Below are 26,858 nucleotides of genomic sequence, written 5' to 3' on the forward strand. Positions count from 1 at the left end.
TTCAAATCACCCCCATAAGGATGGTGGAGTAGGATTCGATGTACTGGAGAGCCGCATCAGGCCACACTCCGAAGAATGCGACCAGGATTGACAGGACCGCCAGGGCCGCGAACTCGAAGTGCGCGACATCGTGAACCTTCGAAAGGTCGATCTTTGTGGTCTCGGGTCCGAACAGGGTCCTCTGCATTGCCCACAGGTAGTATCCTGCGGTCAGCATGAGGGACAGCATACAGAACAGGAGCATCCAGATCACATCGTTCTCGAGGATGAACTCATAGAACGCCATGATGACAGGGAACTCTCCCCAGAATCCGACGAGTCCGGGCAGTCCGAGAGATGCCATGAACGCGATCATCATGAATGTCGCATAGATAGGCATCCTTCCAGCGAGTCCACCGAGGAAGGGGATCTCTCTGGTTCCGACCTTGTGTCCGGTCATACCGCAGACCATGAACAGCATTGCGGTGATGAGTCCGTGTGCGAACATCTGGAAGACCGCGAATGTGATTCCGGCCTCGGACATACATCCGATACCGAGCATGACCATTCCCATGTGGCTGATGGATGAGAATGCAACCATCTTCTTGAGGTCTGTCTGTGCGATACATCCGTATGCTCCGTAGATGATGGAGACGATGGCGATCGCGATGATGACCCACTGCCAGACGTATGCTGCATCGGGCAGGGCCTCGATACAGATACGGATGATACCGTAGGATCCCATCTTCAGCATGACACCGGCCAGAAGGACGGATCCCTCGGTAGGTGCCTCTGTGTGGGCGTCAGGCAGCCAAGTGTGGAACGGTACTGAAGGCATCTTGACCATGAATCCGAAGAACAGCATGGCGAAGATGAGGGACTGAATAGTGATTCCCGCATTCGCGATACCGAGCTTGATGGCGTCGAACGAGAAGTTGACTGCCATTCCGGGCTCAACGGACTCGTAACCGAGTACGAAGATACCGATCAGCATGACCAGCGATGCTACGTGTGTGTAGATGAAGAACTTGATCGCAGAGTAGTGCCTGCGAGGTCCTCCGTACCATGAGATCATGAAGTACATCGGGATGAGAGTTACCTCCCACATGATGTAGAACAGGAAGTAGTCGGATGCGGTGTAGACACCCATGAGACCGACTTCCATCGCCATGATCAGGGCGTAGAAGTAGTTGTTGTTCTCCCTGTGCTCGTCCAACGAGAATACGTTGACGAGGAGGACCAGCAGTGCGGTCAGGAAGACCATCAAGATGCTGAGTCCATCGATTGTCAGAGAGTAGTTCATGATGAACGTCGATGTGCTAATCCACTCGAAGCTCTCGCTGAGATCGGCGAAGTCGCCGAACACTCCCAGCATAAGGAGCAGGGAAATGACGAGCGTCACTGCGGAGAATCCGATAGCGACGTACTTCGAGTACTTCTCCCTCGAACCGCCCATGAGCAGAGCGATTATCGCTCCGATCAGGGGGATGAGGATCAGACTTGAAAGAATCATACTCATATCAGAAACCTCCCAGTAATGCGAAGATCACAATGCAGAGCACGGATAGGACCGATACTCCGAGCAGCACGATGGACGAGTAGTCCTGCACGTGTCCGGTCTGGACCTTGCTGAGGACATCTCCTCCTCCGACGACTGCTGCGGACAGACCGTTGACAGTTCCGTCCACGATCTGCCTGTCGACGTAGTTGACTCCCTTTGCGACTCCGTAACCGAACTTCCATGAGATCTGGTTGTAGAGGTCGGGGAACCACCATCTCTTTGTGAGTGCTTTGTACAGTCCAGACTCTCCGTTCTTGTTGAACTTTCCGGGGTTGATGGACTGCTTTACGTACATGCCGTATGCGATGAGGATACCAATTGCCGCGAGCACCAGAGTGAGGTAGGTGTACGGGTTGGTGAACAGCTCGATTCCGTGCTCGGTTCCGTCGATCATGACTCCCTCGAATGCAAGCATCTGGTCGAGTCCGAAGAACATGAACAGTCCGCTGATCAGTGCGAATACCGCGAGGATGATCAAGGGGGTGGTCATTGTCTTGGGAGACTCTCCGTGGCAGTGCTGTGCGTTCTCGCGGGGCTCGCCCATGAAGGTCATGAACCACATGCGGAACATGTAGAACGCCGTCATGAATGCGGTAACGACTGCGAGGATCCAAAGGACGAGGAACCATGTGGTTGCGTCTCCGACACCGTGCTCGAATGCAAGCATAGCGGTATCGATGACCAGATCCTTGGACCAGAATCCGCTGAAGATCGGGATTCCAGCGATGGACAGACATCCGAAGAGCATGGTGATTGCTGTTATCTTCATCTTTCCGAACAGGCCACCCATCAGCCTCATGTCCTCTGTTCCGGTTCCGTGGATGACGGATCCGGAGCCCATGAACAGGAGTGCCTTGAAGAAGGCGTGGTTGACCATGTGGAAGCATCCTGCGAAGAATCCGAGCGCTCCGAGCTCGTAGTATCCGAGCGACCAGAGGTATCCTCCTGCTCCCAGAGCGAGGATCATGTATCCGAGCTGTGAGACGGTGGAGTAGGCCAGGACCTTCTTGATGTTCATGTTGTTGAGAGCCATGGTGGCTGCGATGAAGGCGGTTACGCCTCCGATGATGCCCACGAAGAGCATGACATTGCCGTCCATGACGTAGATGGGGAAGGCCCTTGCTACGAGGTAGACTCCGGCCTTAACCATGGTTGCTGCGTGTATCAGAGATGATACTGTGGTAGGACCTGCCATTGCATCAGGCAGCCAGTCGTGCAGAGGGAACTGAGCGCTCTTTCCGATGACTCCTCCGAACATGAGGAGGAGACCGAGGGTCATGAGCTCGGGGTTCGACTGTGCGACCTGCTCTGCTGCTGCGAACATGTCCGTGTAGTCCAAGCTGTGGAACAGGTTGAGGAAGATGAACAGGCCTCCCATGAGGCAGACATCTCCCATACGGGTGACGAGGAAAGCCTTCTTTGCTGCGGATGCCGCGTTGGCGGAAGCAGCGTCTCCCTCGTGGTGCCTGAATGACCAGAATCCGATCAGCAGGTAGGAACAGAGTCCCATGACCTCCCAGAAGATGAACAGCTCCAGGAAGTTGCTTGATACGATGAGTCCGAGCATTCCGGTAAGGAACAGCGAGACCTCGGCGTAGTACCTGTTCTTCCTCTCTCCCTGGTCGTGCATGTAGCCGATCGAGTAGATGAAGATCAGTGTCGAGATGAAGGACGAGAACAGCATCATCATGCATGTCAGTCCGTCGACGTAGTATCCGAGGTTCAGTGTGTAGTCGCCGATGGCGAACCACCTGATCGATTCGGTAATGGGAAGTCCCATTTCGTATTCGGAGCTGCCGAGGTACTCCACGCTGATCGCCAGTGCGATCAGGAACGAGAGCAGGGCTCCGGCTATTGCGATGTAACCACCCTTCTCGGGTGTCTTCCTTCCGATGATACCGATGATGAGGAAACACATCATAGGGATGAAAGGAACGAGCCATGTGTATTCAGCTATCATCTTACCACCTCATAGATGTGAGCTCAGCATCATCGAGCTCCGTGGACTTTCTAATCTTGTATGCGTTGAGCAGGATAGCGATTCCCACTGCGACCTCTGCCGCTGCGACGGAGATCGACATGATGACGAACGCCTGACCGACGATATCGTAGTTGAATGCCGCGAATGTGACGAAGTTGATGTTCGCCGCGTTGAGCATAAGCTCGATACACATCAGGACGACGATCGCGTTGCTCTTCGTCAGGACACCGTATGCCCCGATACAGAAGAGGATCGCTCCGAGGACGAGGAAGTACTCCATTGGAATCATTCTTCCACCTCCTCCTTCGAAATGACGACTCCGCCGACCATGGCTCCGAACATGAGCAAAGCCAAGGGGATCAGCACGAATCCGTACTCCTCGAACACAGCATAGGGCAGACTGTTCTCCTTGAGCTCGCCTCCGTCGAATATGTCCTGGTCGGGATCATGTTCTGTACCTGCGAATGTGGGCAGTCCCTGAGGTTCGTCGTAGTTTGTCTCGATGTTCGAAACGAATATGCCTCCGATGAGGACCACCAGGAGGATTCCGACCACAACAAGGCCCTTAGAGGATCTCTTACTCATCGTCCTCATCCTCCTTTGTTACAATGTATCTTCTTGTCAGCATGACGCTGAATGCGAACAGGATGGTGATAGCACCAACGTACACCAGCATCTGGATAACTCCGAGGAACTCCGCCTCCAGGAAGAAGTAGAAGAGTCCTACGCAGAAGAAAACCAGAGCGAGGTAGAACGCGCTATGCATGACCTCCTTGTCGTGCACGACATACAGGGCTGCGAGTATTGTGATCGCTGCCAGTATGAGGAATGCAACGAGATCGAGGTTGTCAAGTGCATAGGTACCGAAACCGACCAATCCGTTCCAGACCCAAACTAGGGCATCCCAAATGACTCCCATCAGAGCACCTCCTTGATTTCGAGTGCATCCTTAGGACAGGCGTCCACGCAGTTCTTGCATGAGATACACTTCGCGTTATCGAATTCAGGACGCACGATGGGCTTACCCTTGTCGTTGACTCCCTTCTCGACCATTGTGATGGCGTCGACGGGACAGACCTTGGAGCACTTCTTGCATCCGATACACTTGCTGTCGGTGAGCTCGGGCTTGTCGACATCGAAGATGTGGACACGCCTCTCGGGGTTGCCGTTCTCGATATCGGAAGGCAACGTAACCTCCAGCTTGACCTCCATTCCGGGGGTCGTCTTATCGTAGTTGAGCCTCCTGGGGCCCCAGAGCAGGTCGTACCTTGTGTACTCGGCCAACTCATATTCAGGGGTGACGGTCATAGCATCGACGGGGCAGTACTCTGCGCAGTATCCGCAGAATGCGCACCTTCCGATGTTGACCTGAGGCCTCATTACCTTTTCACCGTTGTCATCTTCGACCTCGATGAGCTTGATGGCCTGCGTTACGCACATGCGTACACACATTCCGCAACCAACGCACTTGTCGAACCTGAGTCCGGGGCGTCCGCGGTAGTTCTCCGGAATCCACTCCTTCTCATAGGGGTACAGGACGGTGACGGGCCTGTGGACGACTGTCTTGCAGAAGAGCTTAAAGACCGTCCAGGTAGGCTTCATTATCCAAAGGCTCTTTGCGAGGTTCTTCGGATACTTATCTAGATACTTCATCGCCATCAGTAGAACCCTCCTATCTTAAGAAGAACGGCAATGGCCAGGTTGAACACGGACAGAGGCATGAAGACCTTCCATCCCAAGTTCAGGATCTGGTCGGGCCTGACACGGGCGATCGCTCCTCTGACGACGATCATCAGGAAGAACACGAACCATGCCTTGATCAGGAAGACAATCTCGGGAAGGGCTGTGCCACCGATGAAGGGGATAGTCCATCCTCCGAGGAACAGGATCGCGACCATACCGCATGAGACTGAACCCCTTAGGTAGTCTGCGAGCATGATGAGACCCCATTTCATTCCTGCGTACTCGGTCTGCCATCCCTCGACCAGCTCGGTCTCTGCCTCCGCGATGTCGAGGGGGGGCCTCTCACACTCTGCAATGGAGCAGAAGAAGAAGACCAAGAATCCCAAGAACATGGGGACGACCAGCCAAACTGTGTCCTGCAGGGCGACGATGTCTCCGATGTTGAAGCTGCCGGCGAGCAGTGAGATCGTAGCGATGATGATCAGCATGGGGACCTCGTAAGAGATCATCAGTTCTGCGGCCCTGATTCCTCCGATGAGGGAGTACTTGTTGTTCTGGGCCCATCCGGAAACCAGGATGAAGAACGGTGCGAGGGCGTAGAACGCCATGATAATCAGGAGACCTGTGTCGTAGTTGACGACATACCACCTGTCGGACAGGGGGACCATACACGCGACCAGGCACGAGAGACCGACGATGAGCGACACACACCAGATGTATGTCATCTTGTCGACCTTTGCGGGGATTGTGTTCTCCTTCATGAAGGTCTTGAGACCGTCAGCGACACACTGGAGGAATCCTTTCATTCCGACCATTGTTCCGCGCCTGTCCATCAACCTTCCGAGGACCTTACGCTCCATCCATAGGTTCAACAGGACGACCACGAAGGCCACGATGAAGATGACCAGCATGAAGAGGACCAGTGCGAACAGCACGGTCACCTGGTCACTGACGAGCCACTCGGACAGCCAGTTGTTGGGGAACAGCAGGTTGATCAACCATGCGAGTGTTCCGCCGATGATTTCCCAGAGACCGTAACAGATGTCGTAGGGCAGGTTGTCGGTGATGAAGGGCGTGAAGGGGTTCTGATAGGGGTCCCCATAGTTGATCCAATCCAGTATAGATGAATATTGAGCAACTGCCATCTTCTCACCTGTCTGTCTCTCCGAGGCACATGTCGATTTGTGCGAGCACAGCGGGGACATCAGCGATCCTGACGCCCTGACACATCGCCTTGGAGCATGATACGTTCGTAAATATCGGGCTGCGCACCTTAAGCCTGTAGGGCTTGTCTGTACCGTCGGATGCGAGGTACATGATGGATTCTCCACGGGGGTCCTCGAGCCTTCCGAATGTCGTTCCGGCAGGGACCTTGGTGGGGGTCTTTATCCTGTAGGGTGCGTTCTTTCCGAGTGCTTCGATCTTCTTCACTGCCTGCCTGATGATGTCGCATGACTGGAACATCTCCTCGATACGGATCATGTACCTGTCGTACGTGTCTCCGACCTTGGTGTCTTTGTTCAGGACAGGGACCTCGAAGTCGACCTTGTCGTAATTGTCATAGGGGTCGTCACGGCGGATATCGAAATCGACACCGCATCCCCTCATTGCGGGACCGGTGAGACCCATGTTGGCACACTGTTCGCGTGTCATGTAGCTGACCTTTCTCATCCTCGATACGAAGACCGATGAATCGTCGATCAGGTAGATGATATCCCACATTGCCTTCTCGAAACGGTTGACTGTCCTCAGGATATCCCTGTCGAACAGCTCAGTGGTGTCGTTCCTGACTCCACCGATACGCGGGAAGTTGGTGGTCATCCTGGCTCCGCACAGCTTGACGTTGAGATCGAGGAAGTACTCCCTCTCCCTCATGGCCCACAGGAAGACGGTCAGGTTACCCATATCGGTACCTACCGCCGCGAGCCACATCAGGTGCGACTGGATACGGCAGACCTCGTCTGCGACGATCCTGATGTACTTTGCCTTCTCAGGGATGTCGATTCCGAGCGCCTTCTCAACTGTCATACAGTACAGGTGAGAGTATGTCATCGATGCACAATAGCAGAGACGGTCGGTCATGGGGATGATCCTTGCGTAATCCCTGTTCTCGGTCTCCTTCTCCCAACCGCGGTGAAGGTATCCGACTATGGGGTCAGCGTCCGTACAGAACTCTCCATCGATCTGGAGCTTGAGTGTCCAGAGTCCGTGAGAGAACGGGTGCTGAGGTCCCCAGATGACCCACATCTTGTCGGTGTCCATCTTCTCTTGAGCTTCCAAAACTGGTACAAGTGAATCTGCCATCGTATCACTCCTGACTCCTCATCTTGTATGACTTCCTGAAGGGGAAGAATTCGTAGTTCTGAGGTGTGAGCAGCCTCTCGAGCCTCGGGTGGTTGTCGAAGACAATTCCGAAGAGCTCCCAGGTCTCCCTCTCATGCCAGTTAGCTCCCTGCCAGATGTCTGTAACACAGGCGATGTGGAGATCGTCGGCGGGCACATCGACGTTGAGGTCGATCATGACACCGTTGTAGTAGTTGGAGAGAAGGTAGACGACCATGAGGTGGTCCACGTAGTCCACGGCTGTGACGACCGAGCAGTGCTCGAAGGTCAGGTTGTCGTGGATGAACTTGCAGACGTCGTGCGAGATCTCCCTGGGGCACTTGGCTTTGACCCTGCGCTCCTCTGTCTCGACGATCTCGACGTCGGGGAACTTTGCTTTGAGTGCCGATGTGATCTCATCGACAGAAGGACTCTGATAAACTTCCGCCATCCTCAGTCCTCCATGAAGTTTCCTCTGCGGAAGTAGTTCTCGATCTTCTTCTGAAGGAGCATGAAACCGTCGATCATCGCGTCGGGACGTGCAGGACATCCGGGGATGTACACGTCGACGGGGACGATCTGGTCCAGTCCCTGTACGCAGTTGTAGGAGTCGTACCAGGGTCCTCCAGAGATGGCGCACTCTCCCATGGCTACGACCCACTTGGGGTTCGGAATCATCTCGTAGAGACGCCTGAGGTCGGGACGGATCTTCTTGGAGATCCAACCGTTGACCAGGAGAATATCTGTCTGCCTGGGGGAGGAACGGTAGATCATACCGTAACGCTCCGCATCGTACCTAGGTGCCGATGCCGCTGCCATCTCGAGAGCGCAGCACGCAAGACCCCAGTGCAGAGGGTGCATGGAGTTCTTCATACCCCAAGCCCAGATGGGTCCTGTCAACTTGTCCACTGTCTTTTTCGTTCCGGTGCTGAGGAGATCGTTGATGATCGCGTCCGACCATGTCATGAACTCGTCAGCACTCATTGCGACTGCATGGGGGTATAGGCTCATATCCATACTTCTGCCTCCTTTTTCAGAGAGTACGCGACTCCGAGAACCATGATACCGAAGAAGATGATCATCATCAGCTGGGCTGTGGCAGAAAGGCCTGCGAATGCGATTGCCCACATGAGCAGGAATGTTGCCACCAGGTCAAACACGACGAAGATCAGAGCGAACGTGTAGTACTGGAATCTGAACTGCACGTGGGCATCTCCGATGGGTTCGGAACCACATTCGTAGGTCTGTTCCATCCACTCAGTGGGTTTCTCAGGCCTTAAGAACCTAGATACCAACCATGCTAATGGCCCGAAAGCTAACGTTAGTAGCGCTACGAAGGCCAACGGCATGTAGTACATAATTAGTAACATTGGCCTCTTGGATTCATTGTTAGTACATAAAGATAAGCACGCCCGCGTTCCTATATAGAGGCCGAGTTAGGACGTTTTGACCAATTTTTTAGTACTGGATGGATGATATTGACCTCATGTCCGCAAACATAGGTTTCATCGGCGCAGGAAAGATGGCGGAGGCCCTCATCGGAGGGTTGATCTCGAAGGGTGTTTTCCCCGCGGAAGGCATCGTAGCCTGCGCACCGTCGAAGAAGACTAGGGACCATATTTCGTCGCAGTACGGGGTCAAAGTCTTCGAGAAGGCGTCGGATATGGTCGGCGAGGCCGATCTCATCGTCCTTGCGGTGAAACCCAAGAACGTGGAGGGACTTTTCAAGAACGAGGGTGTCGCGATCGGCAAGGGCAAGATTCTCCTCAGCATCGTCGCCGGACTCTCTATCGACAAGATAAAATCCTATGTGCCAGATGCAAAGATAGTTAGGGTTATGCCCAATCATTGCTGCATGGTACTAGAGGGTGCTATGGGCTATACCTGCGACTCCTCGATGACCTCTAATGAGAAGGCGGAGATAGCTAGGATACTCTCTTCCGTCGGTTTGGCCGTCGAGGTACCCGAATCGCAGATGGATGCCGTGACCGGTGTCGCCGGAAGCTCGCCTGCGTTCTTCTACATGGTAATTGACGCTATAGCGGATGCAGGAGTGCTTAACGGCCTTACACGCGAGCAGGCTGTCAAATTGGCCTCACAATCGATGCTCGGAGCGGCGAAGATGGTCCTCGAGACCGGTAAGCACCCCGATCAGCTGAGGGACGAGGTATGCTCCCCCGGAGGAACCACTATCGTCGGTGTCAAGATCCTCGAGGACATGGGCATGCGTTCAGCCATGTCCAATGCCGTTGACGGGACCATAGAGAGGTCCCGCGAGATGAGCAAGGAATGATCGATACCGATCATTTCCTGATCAGCGATTTGAAAAGACCGAACCCTACGCGGGGTGCGTTGGACCATATGGAGCCGGCATCCCAGTCCAGATCCTTCTTGTTGGCGATGGTGGAGTTCATCATGCGGGTACCCTCGTCCTTGGTCTCCCAAAGCCTAGCCTCCCTCTCCTCCAGATCCTGAATCTTCATTATGTCATCGACCTTGTGCATGAGCTCCCTTGCGAACTCGGTCCTCATGCAGCGGTCCTTGTACATCGCCTCACTGGTACGGCCTGCCTCGAACTCCTTCTGCGCCAGCACAAGGGCCGCATCGTAAGATACCTCGGCGACATCATCCCTTGTCATCCACTTGGTCTCATAGGACAGGACATGCTTCCACGAGGGGTTGTCCAGAAGCTTCCTATGGTCCTCGAGGGTGCGTGCCCTGAGGGTGTATCCCCATTTGTCGGGCTCCTCGAAGATCCTGCTGCCGGGATCGACGAAGGGTGCGAACGGCGCGTTGTAGATGAAAAGGCCGTCGTCCCTGTTGACCGATGCCCACAGCCTCTCCGAGGCCTGGACGCTGTAGAGGGCCGATTCCCTGTCCTGATAGGGCAGTCCGTTCATGTAGAACAGGTCGAATCTGCTGCATCCGTTGCGGAATGCCGCAGGGATCGTCTTCTCTATGGATTCGTTGGTGTATCCCTTCCCGAGAGCGAAACGGACCTTCTCGTCGTGGGAATCCGGGGAGAATTCAATAGACCATCCTCCCTCGAAGGTCTGATCGATCTTCCTGAAGTAGTCCGGCGTCGCACCGTTGAAGAGCTCAACGACCACGTGATTCTTGATGCGCCTCTCCTTGCAGGCCGCCAGGAACCTGTCGGCATAGTCCATGCTCTGCTGCCTCAGGTCGCCCACTATGAATATCGGCGTGTCCAGATAGGATTGGATAAGGTCCATGTCCTCGGCCAGCTTCTCGGGGCTCCTGAAGGCGGGTGCCTTCCTGCAGACGACCCTGCCGTTCGCATGATGGGATCCCCCGCACTCGGCGCAGTTTATGGAGCATCCCCTGACGGTGAACACCGATGTGAGCGGTAGCTTGTCCCATCCGTACCATGGCAATGCGCCGTTGATGTCCATGTTGCGCATGACGCACTTGATCATGGTCCCGTAGTCGAACCTGATCTCGTCCAGGCTGGTCAGGGAGTATGTTATCCCGTTCTCGTGGACGTGTCCGTCCTTGTCCTTCCAGGTCAGATTCGGGACTTCGGACAGGTCCGTGCCCTTCTCCAGGGCCTCCATCATCATGACTGTGGGCACCTCGGTGGTGTCCCCTCTCATGACCAGGTCTATCTCCGGACGCTCGATGAGCTCCCTGTGGAAGTATGAGGAGGTCAGCCCTCCGAACTCCACCAGGGCGTCGGGATGGTACTTCTTCACGATCTTGGCCAGCTCGATGGCTCCATGGGCATGTGGCATCCAATGCAGATCTATGGCGAAGACCTTGGCGTTGAGCTTGCTGATCCTCTTCTCCACGTCGAACTTATCGCTCTGGAGCATCTGGACGGCTATGTTGACGATCCTGGTCTTGAAACCTGCCGCCTCCAGATGGGAGGATATCGTCATGAACCCGATAGGGTACATCTCGAATACCGGCGATGACGGGATGACATCGCTGACCGGCCCGTAGAATATGGGCTTCTTGCGGAAATCGTATACTGAAGGGGCGTGCATGAAGATTATGTCCGACCTCATGCTCCGTACCGCCTCTTCCTTTGCTGATATGTCCTGATGGCCCTGAGAAGGTCTATGCGCCTGAATCCGGGCCAGTAGACGTCTGTGAAGTACAATTCGGAGTAAGCGATCTGCCAGAGAAGGAAGTTGGATACCCTTACCTCTCCGGATGTGCGGAGGACCAGATCTGGATCCGGGATCTCCTTGGTGGAGAGATGGTCTGACAGCATCTCCTCGTTGATGTCGTCGATATCGATCTCTCCTTCCTTGACCTTCCTCGATATCTCACGCACGGCTCCCACTATCTCCTGCCTGCCGCCGTATGCTATGGCGATGCTCAGACAGCAGCCGTCGTAATCCTTGGTCTTGTTCTCAGCGTACTCGACTGCCTTGTACAGATTCTCGGGGATGATCGAACGGTCTCCGATGACCCTTATGCAGGGCCTGTACCTCTGGACCTCCTCGCTGTCAGCCAGTTCGGTGAGGGCGCTGCTTATGAGATCCATGAGCATATCGACCTCCTCCTGACTTCTGGAGAAGTTCTCCACCGAGAATGCGTATACCGTGAGGTATTTCACTCCCAGATCGAGGCACCAGCGGGTGACCTCCTCGAACTTATCCTTGCCTTTGACATGACCTTGGCTGGCTTCCTCGCCCATGACCTCCCTGGCGTACCTGCGGTTACCGTCCATTATGATGGCCACATGCTCAGGGATGCCTCCCGCTCTGACTTCCTTCTCCAGCTCTGCCTCGTAAGGCTTGTAGGCCGGGTTCGCCATCTTGCGGAAGAGCGACATCTGATCACTCGAAATCCTGCGGGATGCCTGCGGACTTCAATCCCATATCGAAGCATCCGACTGCACCCACTGCACCGATGGCACCCTTGAGGCTGCCTTTCAGCGATATGATCTGGACCCCGTTCTCCTCGGCCACCTTGACGGCATCCTCCGGTTTGTAGAGGACCGTCTTGCAGCTCCAGCCGAAATCGGACAGGCCCTTGGGGATCTCCAGTCCCTGGAAGACTGTCATGACCGCATCATCGGAATAGGATTCCTTCTTCAGGAAATCGACTGCATACTCGATCAACGCTGGGATGTCCTTCTCCGCCACAGCGAACGATATGGCCGTACCGCAGCAGTTGGTAGTCTTGTTGGGGGCGTCCGGGTTAAGCTGCACGATCTTGTGCTCGATGAACTTGCCTATGGGGCACTGGGTTCCCAGCTTGAGGCCGGCCACCCATGTAGCGCCCTTCTCCTTGGTGTCCGTGTCGTCGATACCGATGATCACACGGACCAGCTTGGGCGTGATGATATCCACATGGCATGTGTGGGCGCCTCCCATCTTGAAATCGTCCGGATACTCCGTACGGATGACATCGGGGCATGCCGGAAGACATGCACCGACACCGACGGATGCTCCTGCCATGCCGTACCATGTGGTGCGTACCTCGTCTCCATCGATCTTCACTGCCTTGATTCCCTGCGCACCCAGCTTGGCGGATGCGGGACCAAGGCTGATCTCGCTCTCCCCGATTCTTGTGTTGGTGATGATCATCGTCGACTTCAGATCGACCGATGTGATCACACCTCCTGAACGGCGCCTGTTGACGACGTCCCATTCCGCTGGACCGACGGAGGAGCAGTTCTCTATGATCTGGACCTTCCCGTTCTTCTCATCGACCATAGTGAGGAACTGCTTGCAGAACATCCTGCCGCTCTTAGCCTGAACCTCATCGGGGGTGAGTATCTGGACCATCCGATTCACTCCTCGTCCTCGCCGGTCTCGTAATCATCGGGATCTGCGACGAACACCGCCTCCGGGGGCACCGACCTGCAGAGGTAGACCGTGCGTGCGGCCTTGCCTATGTCGGATCCCATTTCCATGCAGATGTCCGTGTCGATTCCCAGGATTATGGGGTCCTCTGTGTGGACGAGTCCAGCACGCATAGCGTCCTGGAATGTCCTGGACAGGTGGACCATCGAACGGTCTCCGGGCACGATACCGTTGTCCAAGAGGTCCTGAACCTCTTCCTCGTTGGTGGGGTAGAACAGCTCCTCGGGTATGTTCTCGCAGTCCAACCTGATGTCCAGGTCGATCGTGTGGCCGTATGTGGCCCGGATCTTCCCTGCCGAGATGTTGTACCTTCCCTTGGGGTCGGTGTCGACCAGGGATTCAAGGTGCCTTATCCTCAGCCAATTCATACGCGGGTAGAGGTCCTTGATCTTGTCCAGCACGTCGCGTGTGGAGACATATCCCTGATCGTCCATCCTAAGGTTGTACTTGCCGTGCCTCAGGATGCCCGCCAGCGTGCGGCCGATCTTCTCGACCTCATAATCGGACATGATGAACTTTCCTTCCTCCCCGCAATACGGGCAGCGTTCGTTACGGAAATATCCGTGCTCCTCGCATTCTCTTATCATTGTTTCACTTCCGAGACCTTCTCAGCCGCCTTTACTGCGTTGGCCATGAGCATACAAATTGTCATCGGGCCCACCCCTCCGGGTACGGGCGATATCGCCGATGTCTTCTCTTTCACGTTGTCGAAATCCACGTCCCCCACGAGCCTGCTTCCCTTCGGGTGGGTGGGATCATCGATCCTGTTGGTGCCCACATCTATCACCACGGCGCCTTCCTTGACCATATCGGCCGTGATGAAACGGGGCTTGCCGATTGCAACTATCAATATATCGGCCTGCCTGGTGATGGCGGCCAGATCCTTCGTGCGCGAATGCACTACGGTCACGGTGGAGTCCGCTCCTATGCCCTTCTGGACCATCATGGCGGCCATCGGTTTCCCCACGATATTGCTGCGGCCGACCACTACGACATGCTTTCCTGAGGTATCGATCTTCGACCTGATCAGCATCTGCTGGACACCTGCAGGTGTCGCTGGAAGGAAATCCGGATCGCCTATCAGAACACGGCCGACATTGCTGGGGTGGAAGCAATCCACGTCCTTCTTCGGGTCGATCGCGTTGATGACCATCTCCTCATCGAGATGGGACGGCAGCGGCAGCTGCACCAAGAAACCGTGTATGGACGGATCATTGTTGAGCTCATCCACCTTGGCCATGAGCTGCTCCTGCGTGGTATCCGCAGGCATACGAACCGTGACAGATTTCATGCCAAGCTCCTCGCACATCTCCCCCTTCTTCCTGACATAGACCTGGGAAGCAGGATCGTCACCGACGAGGACGACGGCTAATCCAGGGACGACTCCCATGGACTTCAGGGCCTCTATCCTCTGCCTGAGCTCGGCGTAGATCTCCGCCGATACGTCCTTACCTAGTATGAGCTTGGTCATAGCACTCACGGTAAGCAGTCGATAATCTGGTGCGTATATAATCGTACGCGTGCGGACGACAGAGTCAAGCAACAGTTACGGTCAACGGTCGCCGCATATTACCGATGGCTCGAAGCCATCGTCCATCAGCATCCTCAGGACGTCTTCTACCTGCACTCTGTTGGCTTGTATCCTGTCTGAGGGCATGGGCCCGGAATCCCTGCTCTCCTCCATATGCCAACTGTGCGTCGATATGACGAGATCCGCATCTCCGCACGCCCTTGCCAGCGCCATGTAATCCTCCGGTCTCCTCTTCCCCTCATGCATCGGCCACAGGTATGCCGCGATGGTCTTCCCCCGATCGTCCGTCCCTTTGGCCACAGGATGCTCCATGACGCCCTTCACATTGTAGGGCTGAGTACTAGGGTCGGCGTATACCGATGAATCATGACGGATGCCGAGCCTCACCAGCTCATCTATGACGCTGTCGTTGGTCCTCATGTAAGGTGCTCTGAAGCAGACCGGTTTGGAGACGTTGTCCCTGACGGCAGTGAATCCTCTGTCCATCACCAGCCTGAGGTCGTCCACAGCTGTCAGATCCTCATGGTCATACCCGTGGAAACCTATGCAGTGGCCGCTGAGGATAGAGCAATCGACGGTCTCGGCCGTGCGGCCTTCGATGAAGAACGTACCTCTGATTCCGAGATCATCCAGCAAATCTGACAGTATCGCAAGACCCTTCTCGGTCGATGCGAACCTCGGAGAGGTACCCTGGCCGCGGTCCAGCGACCCGGCTGCCTGACTGCCTTCGATCTGGACATTAACATCACGGTCTACGTCGACCGTGAACATCAGCTTGCGTGTCATCTCATCTTGACGTCGGTGACCCTTTTGAGGAGCATTCCCTCGATGTCGAAGGGCGAATTGCTGACAGCGGCCTTCTGGGCACGGGTGAGCTTCGCCCCGCTTTCGGCGTAGATGGTCATTAGGACCTCTCCTTCCTCGACCCTCTGGCCCTTCTTCTTGTACACCATCAGACCGGCACCCTTGTCCGCGGGTGCCCCGGCGATCTTCGCCACGTTGACGATCTCCTTGTTGCGGATCGAATGGACGTAACCTGCATGGCTCGCCACCACATCAACGGTGTACTTGCCGGGCTGCAGGTCTGTTGACTTAAGGTCGGGTCTGCCGTTCTGGGCGGCCACGATCTCTATGAACTTCTTGTGGGCCTCTCCTGATTCCAGGATCTGCTTGGCCTTCTCGAACCCGTTGCTGATGCCTGCCATCTCCAGGATTATTCCGGCGCACTCGCATGCCTTCTCGATCACGCTGGACGGATGCTTCTCTCCCTCCAGGATGCTTATGCACTCCCTGGCCTCCAGATTGGGACCTATGGCGTTGCCGACAGGCTGGTCGGCATATGTTATCGCACACTCGACGTGCATACCGATCCTCTCTCCCAGGTCCATCAGGTCACGGGCATAGGACTTCGCCATCTCCAGCGTAGGGACCTTGGTACCGGATCCCATCGGGATATCGACCAGGAGATGCGTGGAGCCCATTGCTACCTTCTTGCTCATGATGGATGCGAGCATCTGTGCCCTGGGGTTGATTCCGAGGGGGTGCTCTATCTTGATGACCATGTCATCGACGGGGGCCAGGTTCATCGATCCGCCCCAGGCGAACACTCCGCCGACCTCCTCTGAGATCGCCATGACTTTGCTGGCCTCCAACTCCACATCGCAGAACGTCTCGACAAAGTCCGATGTTCCGCAGGCACTGCTGATCGCACGGGACGATGTCTTGGGGATCATCAGTCCGGCTGCGGCCACTATGGATACCACGATGGGTGTGATCTTGTTTCCGGGAACGCCTCCCAGACTGTGGAAGTCGAACACAGGTTTCCTCGAGAACTTGAGGATGTCACCGGTGTTGGCCATTGCCATGGTGAAGTTGGCGATCTCATCGATGTCCATACCGTTGATGTACAGGGCGGTAAGCCATGCGGAGACCTCCATCTCGGACAACCTGTTCTCCAGGATGTCCCTGACGATTGCCTCGATCTGGTCCTTGTCCAGCTTCTCCCCGTCCATCTTCATGCGGATGTACCTGACGGAATCGGGGGCATGGGCGAACACTATGTCGACCGTTCCGTCCTTGTTCGTACCGGTCTTCTTCAGAAGTGAGACAGGAATTCCTGCGGTTCCGGACTCTATGACGCCCTTTCCATAGGTCATCACAGCGATGGTGGCCCTTTCCCCGGTGATCATCACACGGTCGTTCTCCTTCAGGCCCAATGCTATGCAGTCATTCTCATCCAAGAGGATGGTCGGTGTCCTAATGAACACTTCGTACGACTTGACTTTGAATTTCATTTCGACCCCCACGTTTCAAGTGCGATCTTCAGTTCGTTGTGGTCCTTGGCGTACTCCTCCTTGGGGATGCCCAGGAACGCCGCGTCCACGGCTTGGCTCATACCCATGGCACCGGCCCTGACACCGCCAGGATGTCCGGCCACTCCGCCTCCGGCCTGTATCTGCACGTTGTTGCCTGCCTTTTTCACGATGGCCTCGACTATTCCCGGATACACTCCTCCGGAGCAAACAGGCATGACTGTCTTATAGGGGACATCGTTGCCGAGACATGCAGGAAGGTTCGCGTCCTCCTTGGTGCTGCCCGACATCTTTCCCACTCCGAGGGTACCGATGTGCAGGGCATCTCCGCCGCACATCCTGGTCAGCTTCGTGAGCGGGAGCATCGCCACACCGTGTAACGGATCCTTGGTGAACGCTCCGTGCATGGTCCTGTGGACATGGATAGGGACTTTGATAGAGGGGTCCTCGGCCAATGCCTGGACGGCTCCGAATCCGCATGTGATGACATCGACCATGATCTCCCTTGCACCCCACGACTGCACCTTCTCTGCGAGCTCGACGATCTTATCTCCGCGAGTGCTCACATTGATTGCATGCATCATCTTGTGGCCTTCGGATTCCAATCTGTCCAAGGCCTCTGCGACCGCCAATGTCCTGTCCTCTATGGGACAGAAAGGCTGATCCACCAGGGTCTCATCATCCTTAGAGTTGGTGAGCCCTCCGGCTCCCGCCTCGTAGACGTATTCAGCAGTCTTCTTCGGATCGAGACCGATCTTGGGCTTGACTATGGTACCGACCAGCGGCTTCTCGGGACGGTCCAGGGCCTTCCTGATACCGTCCGCACCGAACTTCGGTCCCTTGAACTGCTCGAGTATGGACTTGGGGAACGTTACATCCTCCAGCCTCACTCCCTTGAGTGCACCCAGTCCGAACAGGTTTCCGGCTATTACGCTGAGGATCTGGGGAACGGCTCCGACCTCGATGCTGAAATCATCGGTGGGGAACTCGACGATGATGTTGTCGCCGCTGATGTCCACGACCCTCGCTCCGAGATTGCTGAAGACCTCATGGTCGAGGGTGGAGATACCCGTCCACGTTCCCGTGGACTGCTCCGCTGCGATCGCCTCTGCGGCCTTCTCTATAGGAAGGTCAGTGGTGACGCGGTACTTGCAGACGACATATTTGTCCGGATCAACCGGCTCTCCCAAATGCAGATACGAATCCATGCTCTCACTCCTTCATCATTTCCGTTCCGAACTTCCTTTCCATAACGTCATACACGGAACCTGGCGATATGAGTCCGATCTCCGTGATTATGCCGTCGATGTACTGTGCTGGCGTGATGTCGAACACCGGGTTGTATATCTTCACCGAATCCGGGATCTCCCCGGGCTTCACGACCTCCGACGTCTCACGCTCTTCTATCTTGACGAGGTCCCCGTCCAAAGTCAGCGGCGAGAACTTGTAGGTCTCGCTGCAAGTGTAGAACTGGACCCTGGCCTCCTTGGCCGCCATTGCGACCTGGGAGGTGCCTATCTTGTTCACCAGTGCTCCGTGGGATGTTATCGTATCGGCTCCCACAAGCACCTTGTCGACCTTCTTCATGACCAGACGCACGGCGCTGTCGATTATCAGGGTGGTATCGATTCCCTCTTTGGCCAGGTCGTTGACCGTGAGGATGCCCTGCCTCCATGGACGGGACTCCGTTGCGAACACCTTGATGTCCTTGCCCTGCTTGAAGGCCTCGACGATCGCCCCTATGGCGACGCTGCTGTTGCAATGCGTCATTATCGTATCGCCGTCCTCGATCCTCTTGGCACCGATCTTGGCGATGGTCCTCACCGCCTCCTCGGATTCCTTGATGAACTGCTCCGAGTTCGAGATAAGCAATGCCTTGGCCGATTCGATATCGTCCTCGTCCTTGACGCCCTTCATCGATGCCTGCACACCGTTCCACAGCGAGACCGCGGTCGGCCTGGAATCCAGAAGAACCTTGGAAGCCTCGTCCATGTCCTTCCGGAACGCGGCGATGTCCGACCCTGAATAGGATTCTGCGAACTTCCTCATCGCATCGGCTCCCGCCCTGGCGATCCTGCCCGCTCCGCGGATCTTCATGTCACGGATTTCCTGTGCCGTGACAACGATGTTCTGGTCCATGCCCATGTATCAAAGAATAACGTTAAAAGAATATTGAGGTCGGCTCCCACATATGTCGAAGTATGCGTTCAGTCGTCGATCACGATCTCATGGACGATCCTGCGGGCCTCGTCCAGACCGTATGCGAGACATACCGCGGCTATCACCGCTTCGAAGCAGTCGGCGCGCATGTTCTCCACGACATCCTTGGTCTGTCCCTTCATGTGGCCGTGCCCCACCCTCATCATGCCGTCTATGTCGATGCCTTTGGCCAGGATCCTCTCGGACAGCATATGGTTGGCCACCTTGTCCTGCTTGTAATCGGTCATCGGGCCCTCGCTGATGTCAGTGTCACGGTAGATGTGCTCGCACACGAGGAATTCAAGGACAGAATCCCCCAGGAATTCTAGGCGCTCGTAGGAAGGCACCTTCCTTGGCGGATCCATGTTCAGTGCCTCGTTGGAGAAGCTGTCGTGAGTGAGTGCGGCGCAGAATAGTGCCAGATCTTCTTCGGATACCTTCCTGTAACCGAAGGGGCTCTTGGCAAGGAACTCGCGTACCTCCTTCTCGAAATCAGTCTCCATGGACCTCTGAATGAGTAGCGGATATATTGCTCTGCTCCCGTTCGTTCGCCCATGCGCGTGCGCGCTATAGAGAAATATATCTAAAAGGGAGACTATTGGCGCATTATGCCCGGCAAGAAGAAGCGCGTGAGAATGAGAGGCGTCAAGCATACTTCCAAGAAGCTCGAGGAGGATCTTCTGGAGCGTTCAAGGACCCTTGCTGACAACCCCGGTCTGCTCAGGCCTCAATGCGCGGGTAACTGCAGGAAATGCCATTTCGACAAGACGTTCAAGGCCATCGATTCCCTGCAGAAGATACGCAACAACCCCGATGCCCTGGTGAAGGAAGCTGGAAAGATGTTCAACGACGACATCACTAAGGCCTACGCCGGGACCATCTCACTGGCCGCGGCTGGATCCATCCCGCTGCTCGCGAGCGCCAAGCTGGGCGACGAAGTGGTCTCGTATGCGGTGAGGGGAAGCGTCGGAGCGGACAAACTGATCGGATGCCAATACTACACGGATCCCAAGATCAGGCTGCTGCTCTACAACCAGTTCATCAAGAAGAACGGCCTGTTCCTCTACTCATTCGAGGACACCATGGTCTGTTCCGATCAATTCAACATGCCCGAGGACTACCTCTACGACACATTCTGGGAGACCCCCTACGAGTTCCCCGATGACGATCTGGAGTGCGGGCACGAGGCATCTGCGGTGCTCGAGATCGAGGTCAAATCCCTGGGAAGGACCATTAAGATCTGCGAGAACTGCGCCAAGAACGTCTCCACCATCCAGTTCCTGCTGTCCCGTATGTCAGGCAACGATCCCGTCAAGGACCTTTCTGTACGCGTGAGGCACAAATACCACGCAGAGGGAGAGAAGGATTACGAAGAGATCTCGGAGGACAAGCTCAGAGAGTACATCATCGGGAAGACCACGGATTCCTCCCTCATTGCCGAGATCAAGAGGTCCAAACTGGGCAACCTGAAGGGAAGCTCGACGGCTACATACATCATCGGCACGCAGAACTACGGATCGTCCCTAGACAAGTTCATATCCGCCCTGGAGGGACCTGAGGAAGTCAAAGCTACTCTGAATAAGTTCCTCACGGACAACCCAAGGGCCATCGTCGCAAGGAGCAACAAGGTCACCGATGCGCTCAGCCCCATCTGGGAGAACGACTGGAAGGATATCGTGGCCGCTCACACCGATGCTGCGACCGCTGACAAGATGGGGGACCAGTCCAAGAATCAGCCCCTGCAGGTATTGGACTCTGCACACAGCATATTCATCTCGGCATCGGTCGTCGATTCGTTACCGGTCTTCAACAAGCCCGGACCCATAACCGTGATAGCTGACAGCCTCGCGAAGGCTGCAAAGGTCGGCGGAGAGACCATGGTCTTCAAGAACCTGCAGAACCTCGGTCTCAAGAACAACAAGTCACGCAGCCTGGCCGCAGCATTCGTAATGGCCACCGGAGCGACTGAGATGCCTATCAAGCTCAGCAAGGAGGAGAAGGACTTCGCAGATTATCTCCTTCCGTTCGCCAAGGCCGTAGTGGCCGCTAACGGTGACAAGTACCGCGACACCATGAACACGCTGCTCACAGCGTCGGGTTCTGGCGAGAAGGTCTGATGCGGATATCCGCGACGTAATGGGAAACCGAGGGAGCATAGGATTTCACCTCGTGTATCCTCTCGATCTCGTATCCGTCCGGACCACAGGCATCATCGAATATGCTGCAGATCCTGTCCTCGTACTCGCTGACGTAGAATGTGTCGTGATAGTGGATGATACCGTCTGGACGGATCATCGTCAATGCCTTCGGCACGAACTCGGAGGTCGTCTGCACATAGCCCATCAGGATCCTGTCGGCAAATGCCCTCCCAGCGAGATTCCTGTTGTCCGATAGGATCGGTATCACTTTGTCCTCGAGCTCGTTGTCGATGATGTTCCTGCAGAGGAACCTGTAGGATTCCGGATTCTTCTCGCATGCGAAGACACGCCTTGCTCCGGAGTACTTTGCCAACGGGAGCGTGAAATAACCTATTCCGGCGAACATGTCCACGACTGTCTCCCCGGTACAGTCCAGCTTCCTCATGCGCATCCTCTCGTCGGTGTTCCCGGAGGCGAACATGACCTTCGTCACATCGAAACCATACCTGATACCGTTCTCGAGGCGGACTGATTCCGTCTCGGTTCCGTAGATTATCTCCATGCTGGGCTGTCTGAACTCCCCGGACACACCTCTCACATCAGCACAGACCGTCTTCGCGCCCAGGACATCGGCGTAAGTGCGCCCGATCAGCTCCTTGTACTGTTCGCAGCGGGGATCCATCCTCACTATGACAATGTCCCCGACGTACTCCCATTTCTCAGGTACGATGCCCGACAGCTCATCGTATGACGAGAGGATGTCATGTATCTTCTCCTGGGGGCTCCTCCTGTCCAATGTGTGGGCATCCCCCTCGACGGTCTCCAACCCCATCTGACGGACATCATCCAGATGCTCCGGCAGGATAGGTATGTAGCGATAATCGGAGTCCTTGCCGATCTTCGCATGGAGATCGACATACTCCAGAGACATGAGCTTGCGGATGATCGGACCTGCCTCCTCGGAAGGAAGGCGGGCGAATGTCACCCTCTTCATCAGATAGTCCTCAGGACCAAAGGCAAGGCCGACAGCAGAGCGTGGGGGCTCCTGACGATCCTTGTGAAAGTGTCCGACGGGTGGTCGATGTTGAAATCGTTGAGCGTCGGGATCAGATCGTTCTTCAGGATGTAATCGTAGACCTTGTTCAGGTCGGGATCGGTGAGCTTCAGGTATGCCTTCCTCAAACGGTATCCGCGGTCAAGGTCGCGTCCGAAATCCTCGTTGCATGCCCTCTCGTAATCCGAGAGGTCCCTTGCGTAAACGGCATCGGAATCCAGACCTGCGGCCAGGATGTCGGTCAGGTGCCTGTTCGCCCTAAATGCGGGGTAGAGTCCTCCTCCCGAGATGGGCTTGACGAAGCCTGCCGCATCACCGGTCAGTATGCACCTGTCACCGCAGACGAACTGGCGTCCTCCCAGCGGGATCTTGCCTGAGGTCACCTTGATGACCTTGTCCTCCAGGCCCAGCCTGATCAGGAGATCGATGAGGTACTGGGAAGGCGGTCCGGCTGACCATGTGGTGCATAGTCCTATGCGCGTGAATGATCCACAGGGGATTTGCCATGCGAAGAAACCGGGTGCGACGGTGTTCCCCAGGAATACCCTGAAAAGGTCCTGGTTATCCATCCTGAGCTTGACGTCCGCCTGGATCCCCCTCACGTACTCCCTGGGCCTGTTGTCTCCCAAGGACATCGCTATGGTCGACGATGCTCCGTCAGCGCCTATGAGGATCTTTCCCCTGTGCGGACGGACATCGGTGTCCACCACGACGGCATCTCCAATGACGTGCGACTTGTACTTTTCGTTGTAGCAATAATCGGCACCGGCATCGATGGCCGCAGCGGCCATCTTCATCTCCATATCGACCCTGTCGACGATGCGTGCCTTCGGCTTGTCGGAACGGACCTCGATGGACTGTCCGTTGGGGAATATGACCTCTGCGCCGTAGAGTGTGTTGTAGATGTCCGGTTTGACCCTGGACATGGCGATGGTCTCGTCGGAGATGAGTCCGGTGCAGTGCTGAGGCAATCCGGAGCTCTCATGCTCCTCTATCACCAGGACCTCGAACTTCCTTTCCGCCAGCGATCTGGCCGCCAGGTTCCCTGCGGGACCGGCGCCGACAACCACAACATCGTGCATATCAGCTCAGTTCTTCTTGGACTTCTCGTAGTCGGCGATGAACTTCTCGATTCCCTCATCGGTCTTGGGGTGGCCGACCATCTTCTTCAGTGTGTCGTAGGGGATGGTGGCGATGTCGCATCCGTTGAGAGCGGCCTCCAGGACGTGGGTGGGTCCGCGGATGGATGCTGCGATGACCTCTGTGGGATAGCCGTAGTTCTCCAGGATCGTCATGATCTGAGCGACGAGGTCTCCTCCGAACTGTCCGATGTCGTCGAGACGTCCGACGAACGGGGAAACGAACGCTGCTCCTGCCTTGGCTGCCAGGAGTGCCTGCAGAGGCGAGAAGATCAGAGTGACATTGACCTTGATTCCCTCGGACGAGAGGATCTTGGTGGCCTTGAGGGTCTCCACGCACATGGGGAGCTTGACATTGATGTTGGGGTGGATCTTGGCGAGCTCGCGGCCCTCCTTCACCATCTCGTCGCAGGTCATGGACATCGCCTCGGCTGAAATGGGTCCGTCTACGACCTCCGCGATCTCCTTGACGCGTGTCCTAACGTCGACGCCTTCCTTCGCGATGAGACTGGGGTTTGTGGTTACTCCGTCCAGGATACCCCAGCTGTTGATCTCCTTGATCATGTCCAGATTCGCTGTGTCTATGAAAATCTTCATCTCTTCACTTCCTTCCGATGGCCTTCTTGGCCGCGGTGACGATGTCCGCGGTGGTCAGACCGTATTTCACCATTAGCTTGTCAGGTTTTCCGGACTCCCCGAAGGTGTCCTTGGTACCCACTCTCTCGAGAGGCACCCAGTTTCCATCGCAGAGGGCCTCAGCAACGGCCGATCCCAGTCCTCCGATGATGCTGTGCTCCTCGGCGGTGACACAGCATCCGGTCTTTGCGACGGACTTGGCCAGTGTCTCCGTGTCGAGGGGTTTGATTGTTGACATGTTTATGATCTCGGCCTCGATGCCCTCGGCCTTCAGCTGCTCTGCGGCCTCGATGCATGACGATACCATCTGTCCGCATCCGACGATCGTGACGTCCTTGCCCTCGCGGAGCACGGTCGCCTTTCCGATGTGGAACTCCACATCCTCGCTGAGGATCGTCGGGAAGTCGGCACGGCCCATCCTCATGTAGACGGGTCCGTTGTACCTTGCCAGCTCCTTCGTGGCGGCGTATGCCTCGTAAGCGTCTGCGGGAGCGACGACCACCATGTTGGGCAGTGCCCTCATGATCGCCACATCCTCCAATGCCTGGTGGGATGCTCCGTCCTCGCCCACGCTGATACCGCAGTGTGTGGCGACGATCTTGACGTTGAGCTTCGGATAAGCTACCGCGAGCCTGATCTGCTCCCAGCACCTTCCGGTCGCGAACACTCCGAATGTGGATGCGAACACTGTCTTGCCGGATGCTGCCAGTCCTGCGGCGATGCCGATCATGTTGGACTCGGCGATTCCTACCTCGACGAACCTCTCCGGGCACGCCTTCTGGAAATCCGAAGTCTTAGTGGATCCTGCGAGGTCGGCATCCATCACGACTATGTTGGGATCCTCTTTGGCCAATTCGGCCAGGGCCTTGCCGTAGTAGTTGCGCTGTGCGAGCTTCTCTCCGGTCATTGGATCACCGCCTTGAGCTCTGCGACGGCCCTTGCCTGCTCCTCGTCGTTGCAGGCCTTGCCGTGGAATCCGGCGTTGTTCTCCATGAACGAGACGCCCTTGCCCTTGACGGTCTTCATGATGATCACTGTAGGCCTGGCTTTGGCGTTAGCAGCCTTGTCCAGGGCCTCGAGGATCTGGCGCATGTTGTGTCCATCGATGATTATTGCGTTCCATCCGAAGGACTTCCACTTCTCGGGAAGGGGTTCGAGTCCGACCGCTCCCTCGGTGTCGCCTGTGATTTGCAGCCTGTTGCGGTCCACGATAGCTATGAGGTTCGTGAGACCCGCCTGGTGGGCGAACATCGCCGCCTCCCAGTTCTGTCCCTCCTGGAGCTCTCCGTCGCCGAGCATGCATATGGTCTTGTAGTCCTTGCCGTCCATCTTGCCTGCCAGTGCGATACCGCAGGCCATGCTCAGTCCCTGGCCCAGTGAGCCTGTGGACATCTCCACTCCGGGGACCTTGCCGCGAACGGGGTGGCCTTGGAGCTTGGAACCGACCTGCCTCAGGCTGAGGAGGTCATCGACCGGGAAGTACCCGGACTCGGCCAGTGCCGCGTACAATACGGGTGCGACGTGGCCTTTGGAGAGCACGAACCTGTCCCTTCCGTCCCAATCGGGATTCTTGGGGTCGTGCCTCATGAACTTGAAGTAGAGGGCAGCGATCATGTCCGCTGCCGAGAGCGAACCGCCCGGGTGCCCAGAACGGGCCGCGTAGGTCATCTCGACCACATGGAGCCTGAGCTTGTTCGCTATGTTCTCGAGTTCCGCGACTGTGTAGTCCGTCATGATCCTCACTCGCTCTCGATCCTGGGTGCGAGGAGGTAGCTGACCTTAGCCGCACCGTCCGCCAATGCGAAGACGAGTTTCACGGGATAGTCGTTGTCTAACTCGATGTTGACCTGCGTTCCCGAGGGGATTGCCTTGATGATGTTGGAAAGGTAGTCTGGAGGGAACATGCTGCATACTTCTGAGGATGCCTCGATCTTGGCAGCTGAGGCGTCGAGCCTGAGGTACACGGAGTCCGTGTCTCCCTCGCTCGAGAGCTCGAAGTAATCGGGTCCTGCCTTGAGTGTGATGTGATCCGAGATCGACTCCACTGCGCGGATTCCCTTCTGGAGCTCCTCGATGGGGACCAGGATGTTGGTTGCCAGGTTGAGCTGGGGGACCTTGGGGTCGTTCATGCCGGTGGTGTCGATGAGGCTCATGCGCCTTGTGATGTTCCCTACTTTGAAGACGAGCTTGCCTGTGGAGTCGTCCTGCTCCATCCTGATGACTTCTCCGGCTCCTGCGAGCTTGAGGACTCCCTTGACCTTCTCGAGGTCGAGTCCGAGCTCGGTGCTCTCCGCGGAGAAGGACTCGAACGCCTTGTCCGATATGTCCATCTCGATCATGGCTACGTGTGCAGCGTCCACCGCCTTCAGGGTCATGCCCTCAGGGGTGATTGTGAACTTGACCTCGTCTATGAGTGTCGAAATGATGTTGACCAATCCCTTCAGGGTGTCGGATTTCAGATCTGCCGCGAACATGCTATCGCC

The 26,858-nt window shown here is 56.1% G+C and carries 29 protein-coding genes; 2 read left to right on the plus strand and 27 right to left on the minus strand.

The window, feature by feature from the left end:
* Position 1: 1 nt before the first annotated feature.
* Genes PED39_01485 through PED39_01535 form a run of 11 tightly spaced genes read right to left on the minus strand, consistent with a single transcriptional unit; the run spans position 2 to position 8,875 of the window.
* Positions 2-1,498: an NADH-quinone oxidoreductase subunit M gene (locus PED39_01485; GenBank protein WII07891.1), complete on the minus strand. Its 1,497-nt coding sequence runs from the start codon at positions 1,496-1,498 to the stop codon at positions 2-4.
* Between the two features lies 1 nt (position 1,499).
* Positions 1,500-3,500: an NADH-quinone oxidoreductase subunit L gene (nuoL, locus tag PED39_01490; protein ID WII07892.1), complete on the minus strand. Its 2,001-nt coding sequence runs from the start codon at positions 3,498-3,500 to the stop codon at positions 1,500-1,502.
* Between the two features lies 1 nt (position 3,501).
* Complete coding sequence (gene nuoK / locus PED39_01495; GenBank protein ID WII07893.1) at positions 3,502-3,810, minus strand: NADH-quinone oxidoreductase subunit NuoK; 309 nt, start codon at positions 3,808-3,810, stop codon at positions 3,502-3,504.
* On the minus strand, positions 3,807-4,106 hold the full coding sequence (locus PED39_01500; GenBank protein WII07894.1) for a hypothetical protein: 300 nt from the start codon (positions 4,104-4,106) through the stop codon (positions 3,807-3,809). The genes nuoK and PED39_01500 overlap by 4 nt, the downstream gene beginning before the upstream one ends.
* Complete coding sequence (locus PED39_01505) at positions 4,099-4,440, minus strand: NADH-quinone oxidoreductase subunit J (protein ID WII07895.1); 342 nt, start codon at positions 4,438-4,440, stop codon at positions 4,099-4,101. The genes PED39_01500 and PED39_01505 overlap by 8 nt, the downstream gene beginning before the upstream one ends.
* Positions 4,440-5,174, minus strand: coding sequence for a 4Fe-4S binding protein (locus tag PED39_01510; protein ID WII07896.1), 735 nt, complete (start codon positions 5,172-5,174; stop codon positions 4,440-4,442). Before PED39_01510 ends, PED39_01505 begins: the two co-directional genes overlap by 1 nt.
* Positions 5,175-5,179: 5 nt before the next feature.
* Positions 5,180-6,349, minus strand: a complete 1,170-nt coding sequence (locus tag PED39_01515) for an NADH-quinone oxidoreductase subunit H (protein ID WII07897.1) — start codon at positions 6,347-6,349, stop codon at positions 5,180-5,182.
* Between the two features lie 4 nt (positions 6,350-6,353).
* Positions 6,354-7,508, minus strand: a complete 1,155-nt coding sequence (locus PED39_01520; protein ID WII07898.1) for an NADH-quinone oxidoreductase subunit D — start codon at positions 7,506-7,508, stop codon at positions 6,354-6,356.
* A gap of 4 nt (positions 7,509-7,512) precedes the next feature.
* On the minus strand, positions 7,513-7,977 hold the full coding sequence (locus PED39_01525; GenBank protein ID WII07899.1) for an NADH-quinone oxidoreductase subunit C: 465 nt from the start codon (positions 7,975-7,977) through the stop codon (positions 7,513-7,515).
* A gap of 2 nt (positions 7,978-7,979) precedes the next feature.
* The gene (gene nuoB / locus PED39_01530) at positions 7,980-8,543 is read right to left on the minus strand and encodes an NADH-quinone oxidoreductase subunit NuoB (GenBank protein ID WII07900.1); all 564 of its coding nucleotides are present in this window, start codon (positions 8,541-8,543) and stop codon (positions 7,980-7,982) included.
* On the minus strand, positions 8,534-8,875 hold the full coding sequence (locus tag PED39_01535) for an NADH-quinone oxidoreductase subunit A (GenBank protein ID WII08381.1): 342 nt from the start codon (positions 8,873-8,875) through the stop codon (positions 8,534-8,536). The genes nuoB and PED39_01535 overlap by 10 nt, the downstream gene beginning before the upstream one ends.
* Before the next feature lie 137 nt (positions 8,876-9,012).
* On the opposite strand from PED39_01535, the gene proC reads away from it, so the two are divergent.
* A complete protein-coding gene (gene proC, locus PED39_01540) occupies positions 9,013-9,819 on the plus strand; it encodes a pyrroline-5-carboxylate reductase (GenBank protein ID WII07901.1) in 807 nt (268 codons plus the stop codon).
* 10 nt (positions 9,820-9,829) lie between these two features.
* Here the strand turns inward: proC and PED39_01545 are convergent, their stop codons facing one another.
* The 10 genes from PED39_01545 to PED39_01590 all read right to left on the minus strand — a co-directional run bounded on the left by PED39_01545 (position 9,830) and on the right by PED39_01590 (position 19,911).
* Complete coding sequence (locus PED39_01545; protein WII07902.1) at positions 9,830-11,554, minus strand: TIGR04190 family B12-binding domain/radical SAM domain protein; 1,725 nt, start codon at positions 11,552-11,554, stop codon at positions 9,830-9,832.
* On the minus strand, positions 11,551-12,330 hold the full coding sequence (uppS, locus tag PED39_01550; protein ID WII07903.1) for a polyprenyl diphosphate synthase: 780 nt from the start codon (positions 12,328-12,330) through the stop codon (positions 11,551-11,553). The genes PED39_01545 and uppS overlap by 4 nt, the downstream gene beginning before the upstream one ends.
* A 4-nt stretch (positions 12,331-12,334) precedes the next feature.
* Positions 12,335-13,288: a DUF1743 domain-containing protein gene (locus PED39_01555; protein ID WII07904.1), complete on the minus strand. Its 954-nt coding sequence runs from the start codon at positions 13,286-13,288 to the stop codon at positions 12,335-12,337.
* 5 nt (positions 13,289-13,293) lie between these two features.
* On the minus strand, positions 13,294-13,953 hold the full coding sequence (locus PED39_01560; protein WII07905.1) for an RNA 2'-phosphotransferase: 660 nt from the start codon (positions 13,951-13,953) through the stop codon (positions 13,294-13,296).
* Complete coding sequence (gene folD / locus PED39_01565; GenBank protein WII08382.1) at positions 13,950-14,837, minus strand: bifunctional methylenetetrahydrofolate dehydrogenase/methenyltetrahydrofolate cyclohydrolase FolD; 888 nt, start codon at positions 14,835-14,837, stop codon at positions 13,950-13,952. The genes PED39_01560 and folD overlap by 4 nt, the downstream gene beginning before the upstream one ends.
* An 81-nt stretch (positions 14,838-14,918) precedes the next feature.
* Positions 14,919-15,683, minus strand: a complete 765-nt coding sequence (locus PED39_01570; GenBank protein ID WII07906.1) for a polysaccharide deacetylase family protein — start codon at positions 15,681-15,683, stop codon at positions 14,919-14,921.
* Positions 15,680-17,191, minus strand: a complete 1,512-nt coding sequence (locus PED39_01575) for an AMP phosphorylase (GenBank protein ID WII07907.1) — start codon at positions 17,189-17,191, stop codon at positions 15,680-15,682. Before PED39_01575 ends, PED39_01570 begins: the two co-directional genes overlap by 4 nt.
* Positions 17,188-18,417, minus strand: coding sequence for a RuBisCO large subunit C-terminal-like domain-containing protein (locus PED39_01580; GenBank protein WII07908.1), 1,230 nt, complete (start codon positions 18,415-18,417; stop codon positions 17,188-17,190). Before PED39_01580 ends, PED39_01575 begins: the two co-directional genes overlap by 4 nt.
* Positions 18,418-18,421: 4 nt before the next feature.
* On the minus strand, positions 18,422-19,348 hold the full coding sequence (locus PED39_01585; GenBank protein ID WII07909.1) for a ribose 1,5-bisphosphate isomerase: 927 nt from the start codon (positions 19,346-19,348) through the stop codon (positions 18,422-18,424).
* Between the two features lie 68 nt (positions 19,349-19,416).
* Complete coding sequence (locus tag PED39_01590) at positions 19,417-19,911, minus strand: ribonuclease III domain-containing protein (protein WII07910.1); 495 nt, start codon at positions 19,909-19,911, stop codon at positions 19,417-19,419.
* Between the two features lie 105 nt (positions 19,912-20,016).
* On the opposite strand from PED39_01590, the gene PED39_01595 reads away from it, so the two are divergent.
* On the plus strand, positions 20,017-21,525 hold the full coding sequence (locus PED39_01595) for a hypothetical protein (protein ID WII07911.1): 1,509 nt from the start codon (positions 20,017-20,019) through the stop codon (positions 21,523-21,525).
* Here the strand turns inward: PED39_01595 and PED39_01600 are convergent.
* The 6 genes from PED39_01600 to PED39_01625 are packed head-to-tail and all read right to left on the minus strand — an operon-like array spanning position 21,494 to position 26,849.
* Entirely contained in the window at positions 21,494-22,540 is a 1,047-nt protein-coding gene (locus PED39_01600; GenBank protein WII07912.1) for a class I SAM-dependent methyltransferase family protein, read from the minus strand. The genes PED39_01595 and PED39_01600 overlap by 32 nt on opposite strands.
* On the minus strand, positions 22,540-23,682 hold the full coding sequence (locus tag PED39_01605) for an NAD(P)/FAD-dependent oxidoreductase (GenBank protein WII07913.1): 1,143 nt from the start codon (positions 23,680-23,682) through the stop codon (positions 22,540-22,542). The genes PED39_01600 and PED39_01605 overlap by 1 nt, the downstream gene beginning before the upstream one ends.
* Positions 23,683-23,688: 6 nt before the next feature.
* The gene (gene fsa / locus PED39_01610) at positions 23,689-24,336 is read right to left on the minus strand and encodes a fructose-6-phosphate aldolase (protein ID WII07914.1); all 648 of its coding nucleotides are present in this window, start codon (positions 24,334-24,336) and stop codon (positions 23,689-23,691) included.
* A gap of 4 nt (positions 24,337-24,340) precedes the next feature.
* Complete coding sequence (locus tag PED39_01615) at positions 24,341-25,282, minus strand: transketolase family protein (protein WII07915.1); 942 nt, start codon at positions 25,280-25,282, stop codon at positions 24,341-24,343.
* Positions 25,279-26,109 (minus strand): transketolase, encoded by an 831-nt coding sequence (locus PED39_01620; GenBank protein WII07916.1) that lies wholly within the window; start codon positions 26,107-26,109, stop codon positions 25,279-25,281. The genes PED39_01615 and PED39_01620 overlap by 4 nt, the downstream gene beginning before the upstream one ends.
* A gap of 5 nt (positions 26,110-26,114) precedes the next feature.
* Positions 26,115-26,849 carry a DNA polymerase sliding clamp gene (locus PED39_01625; GenBank protein ID WII07917.1) on the minus strand — a complete coding sequence of 245 codons (735 nt, stop codon included), beginning with the start codon at positions 26,847-26,849 and terminating at the stop codon, positions 26,115-26,117.
* Positions 26,850-26,858 lie beyond the last annotated feature (9 nt).

The sequence above is a fragment of the Methanomassiliicoccales archaeon LGM-RCC1 genome (assembly GCA_030168575.1).
Classification (GTDB): domain Archaea; phylum Thermoplasmatota; class Thermoplasmata; order Methanomassiliicoccales; family Methanomethylophilaceae; genus Methanoprimaticola.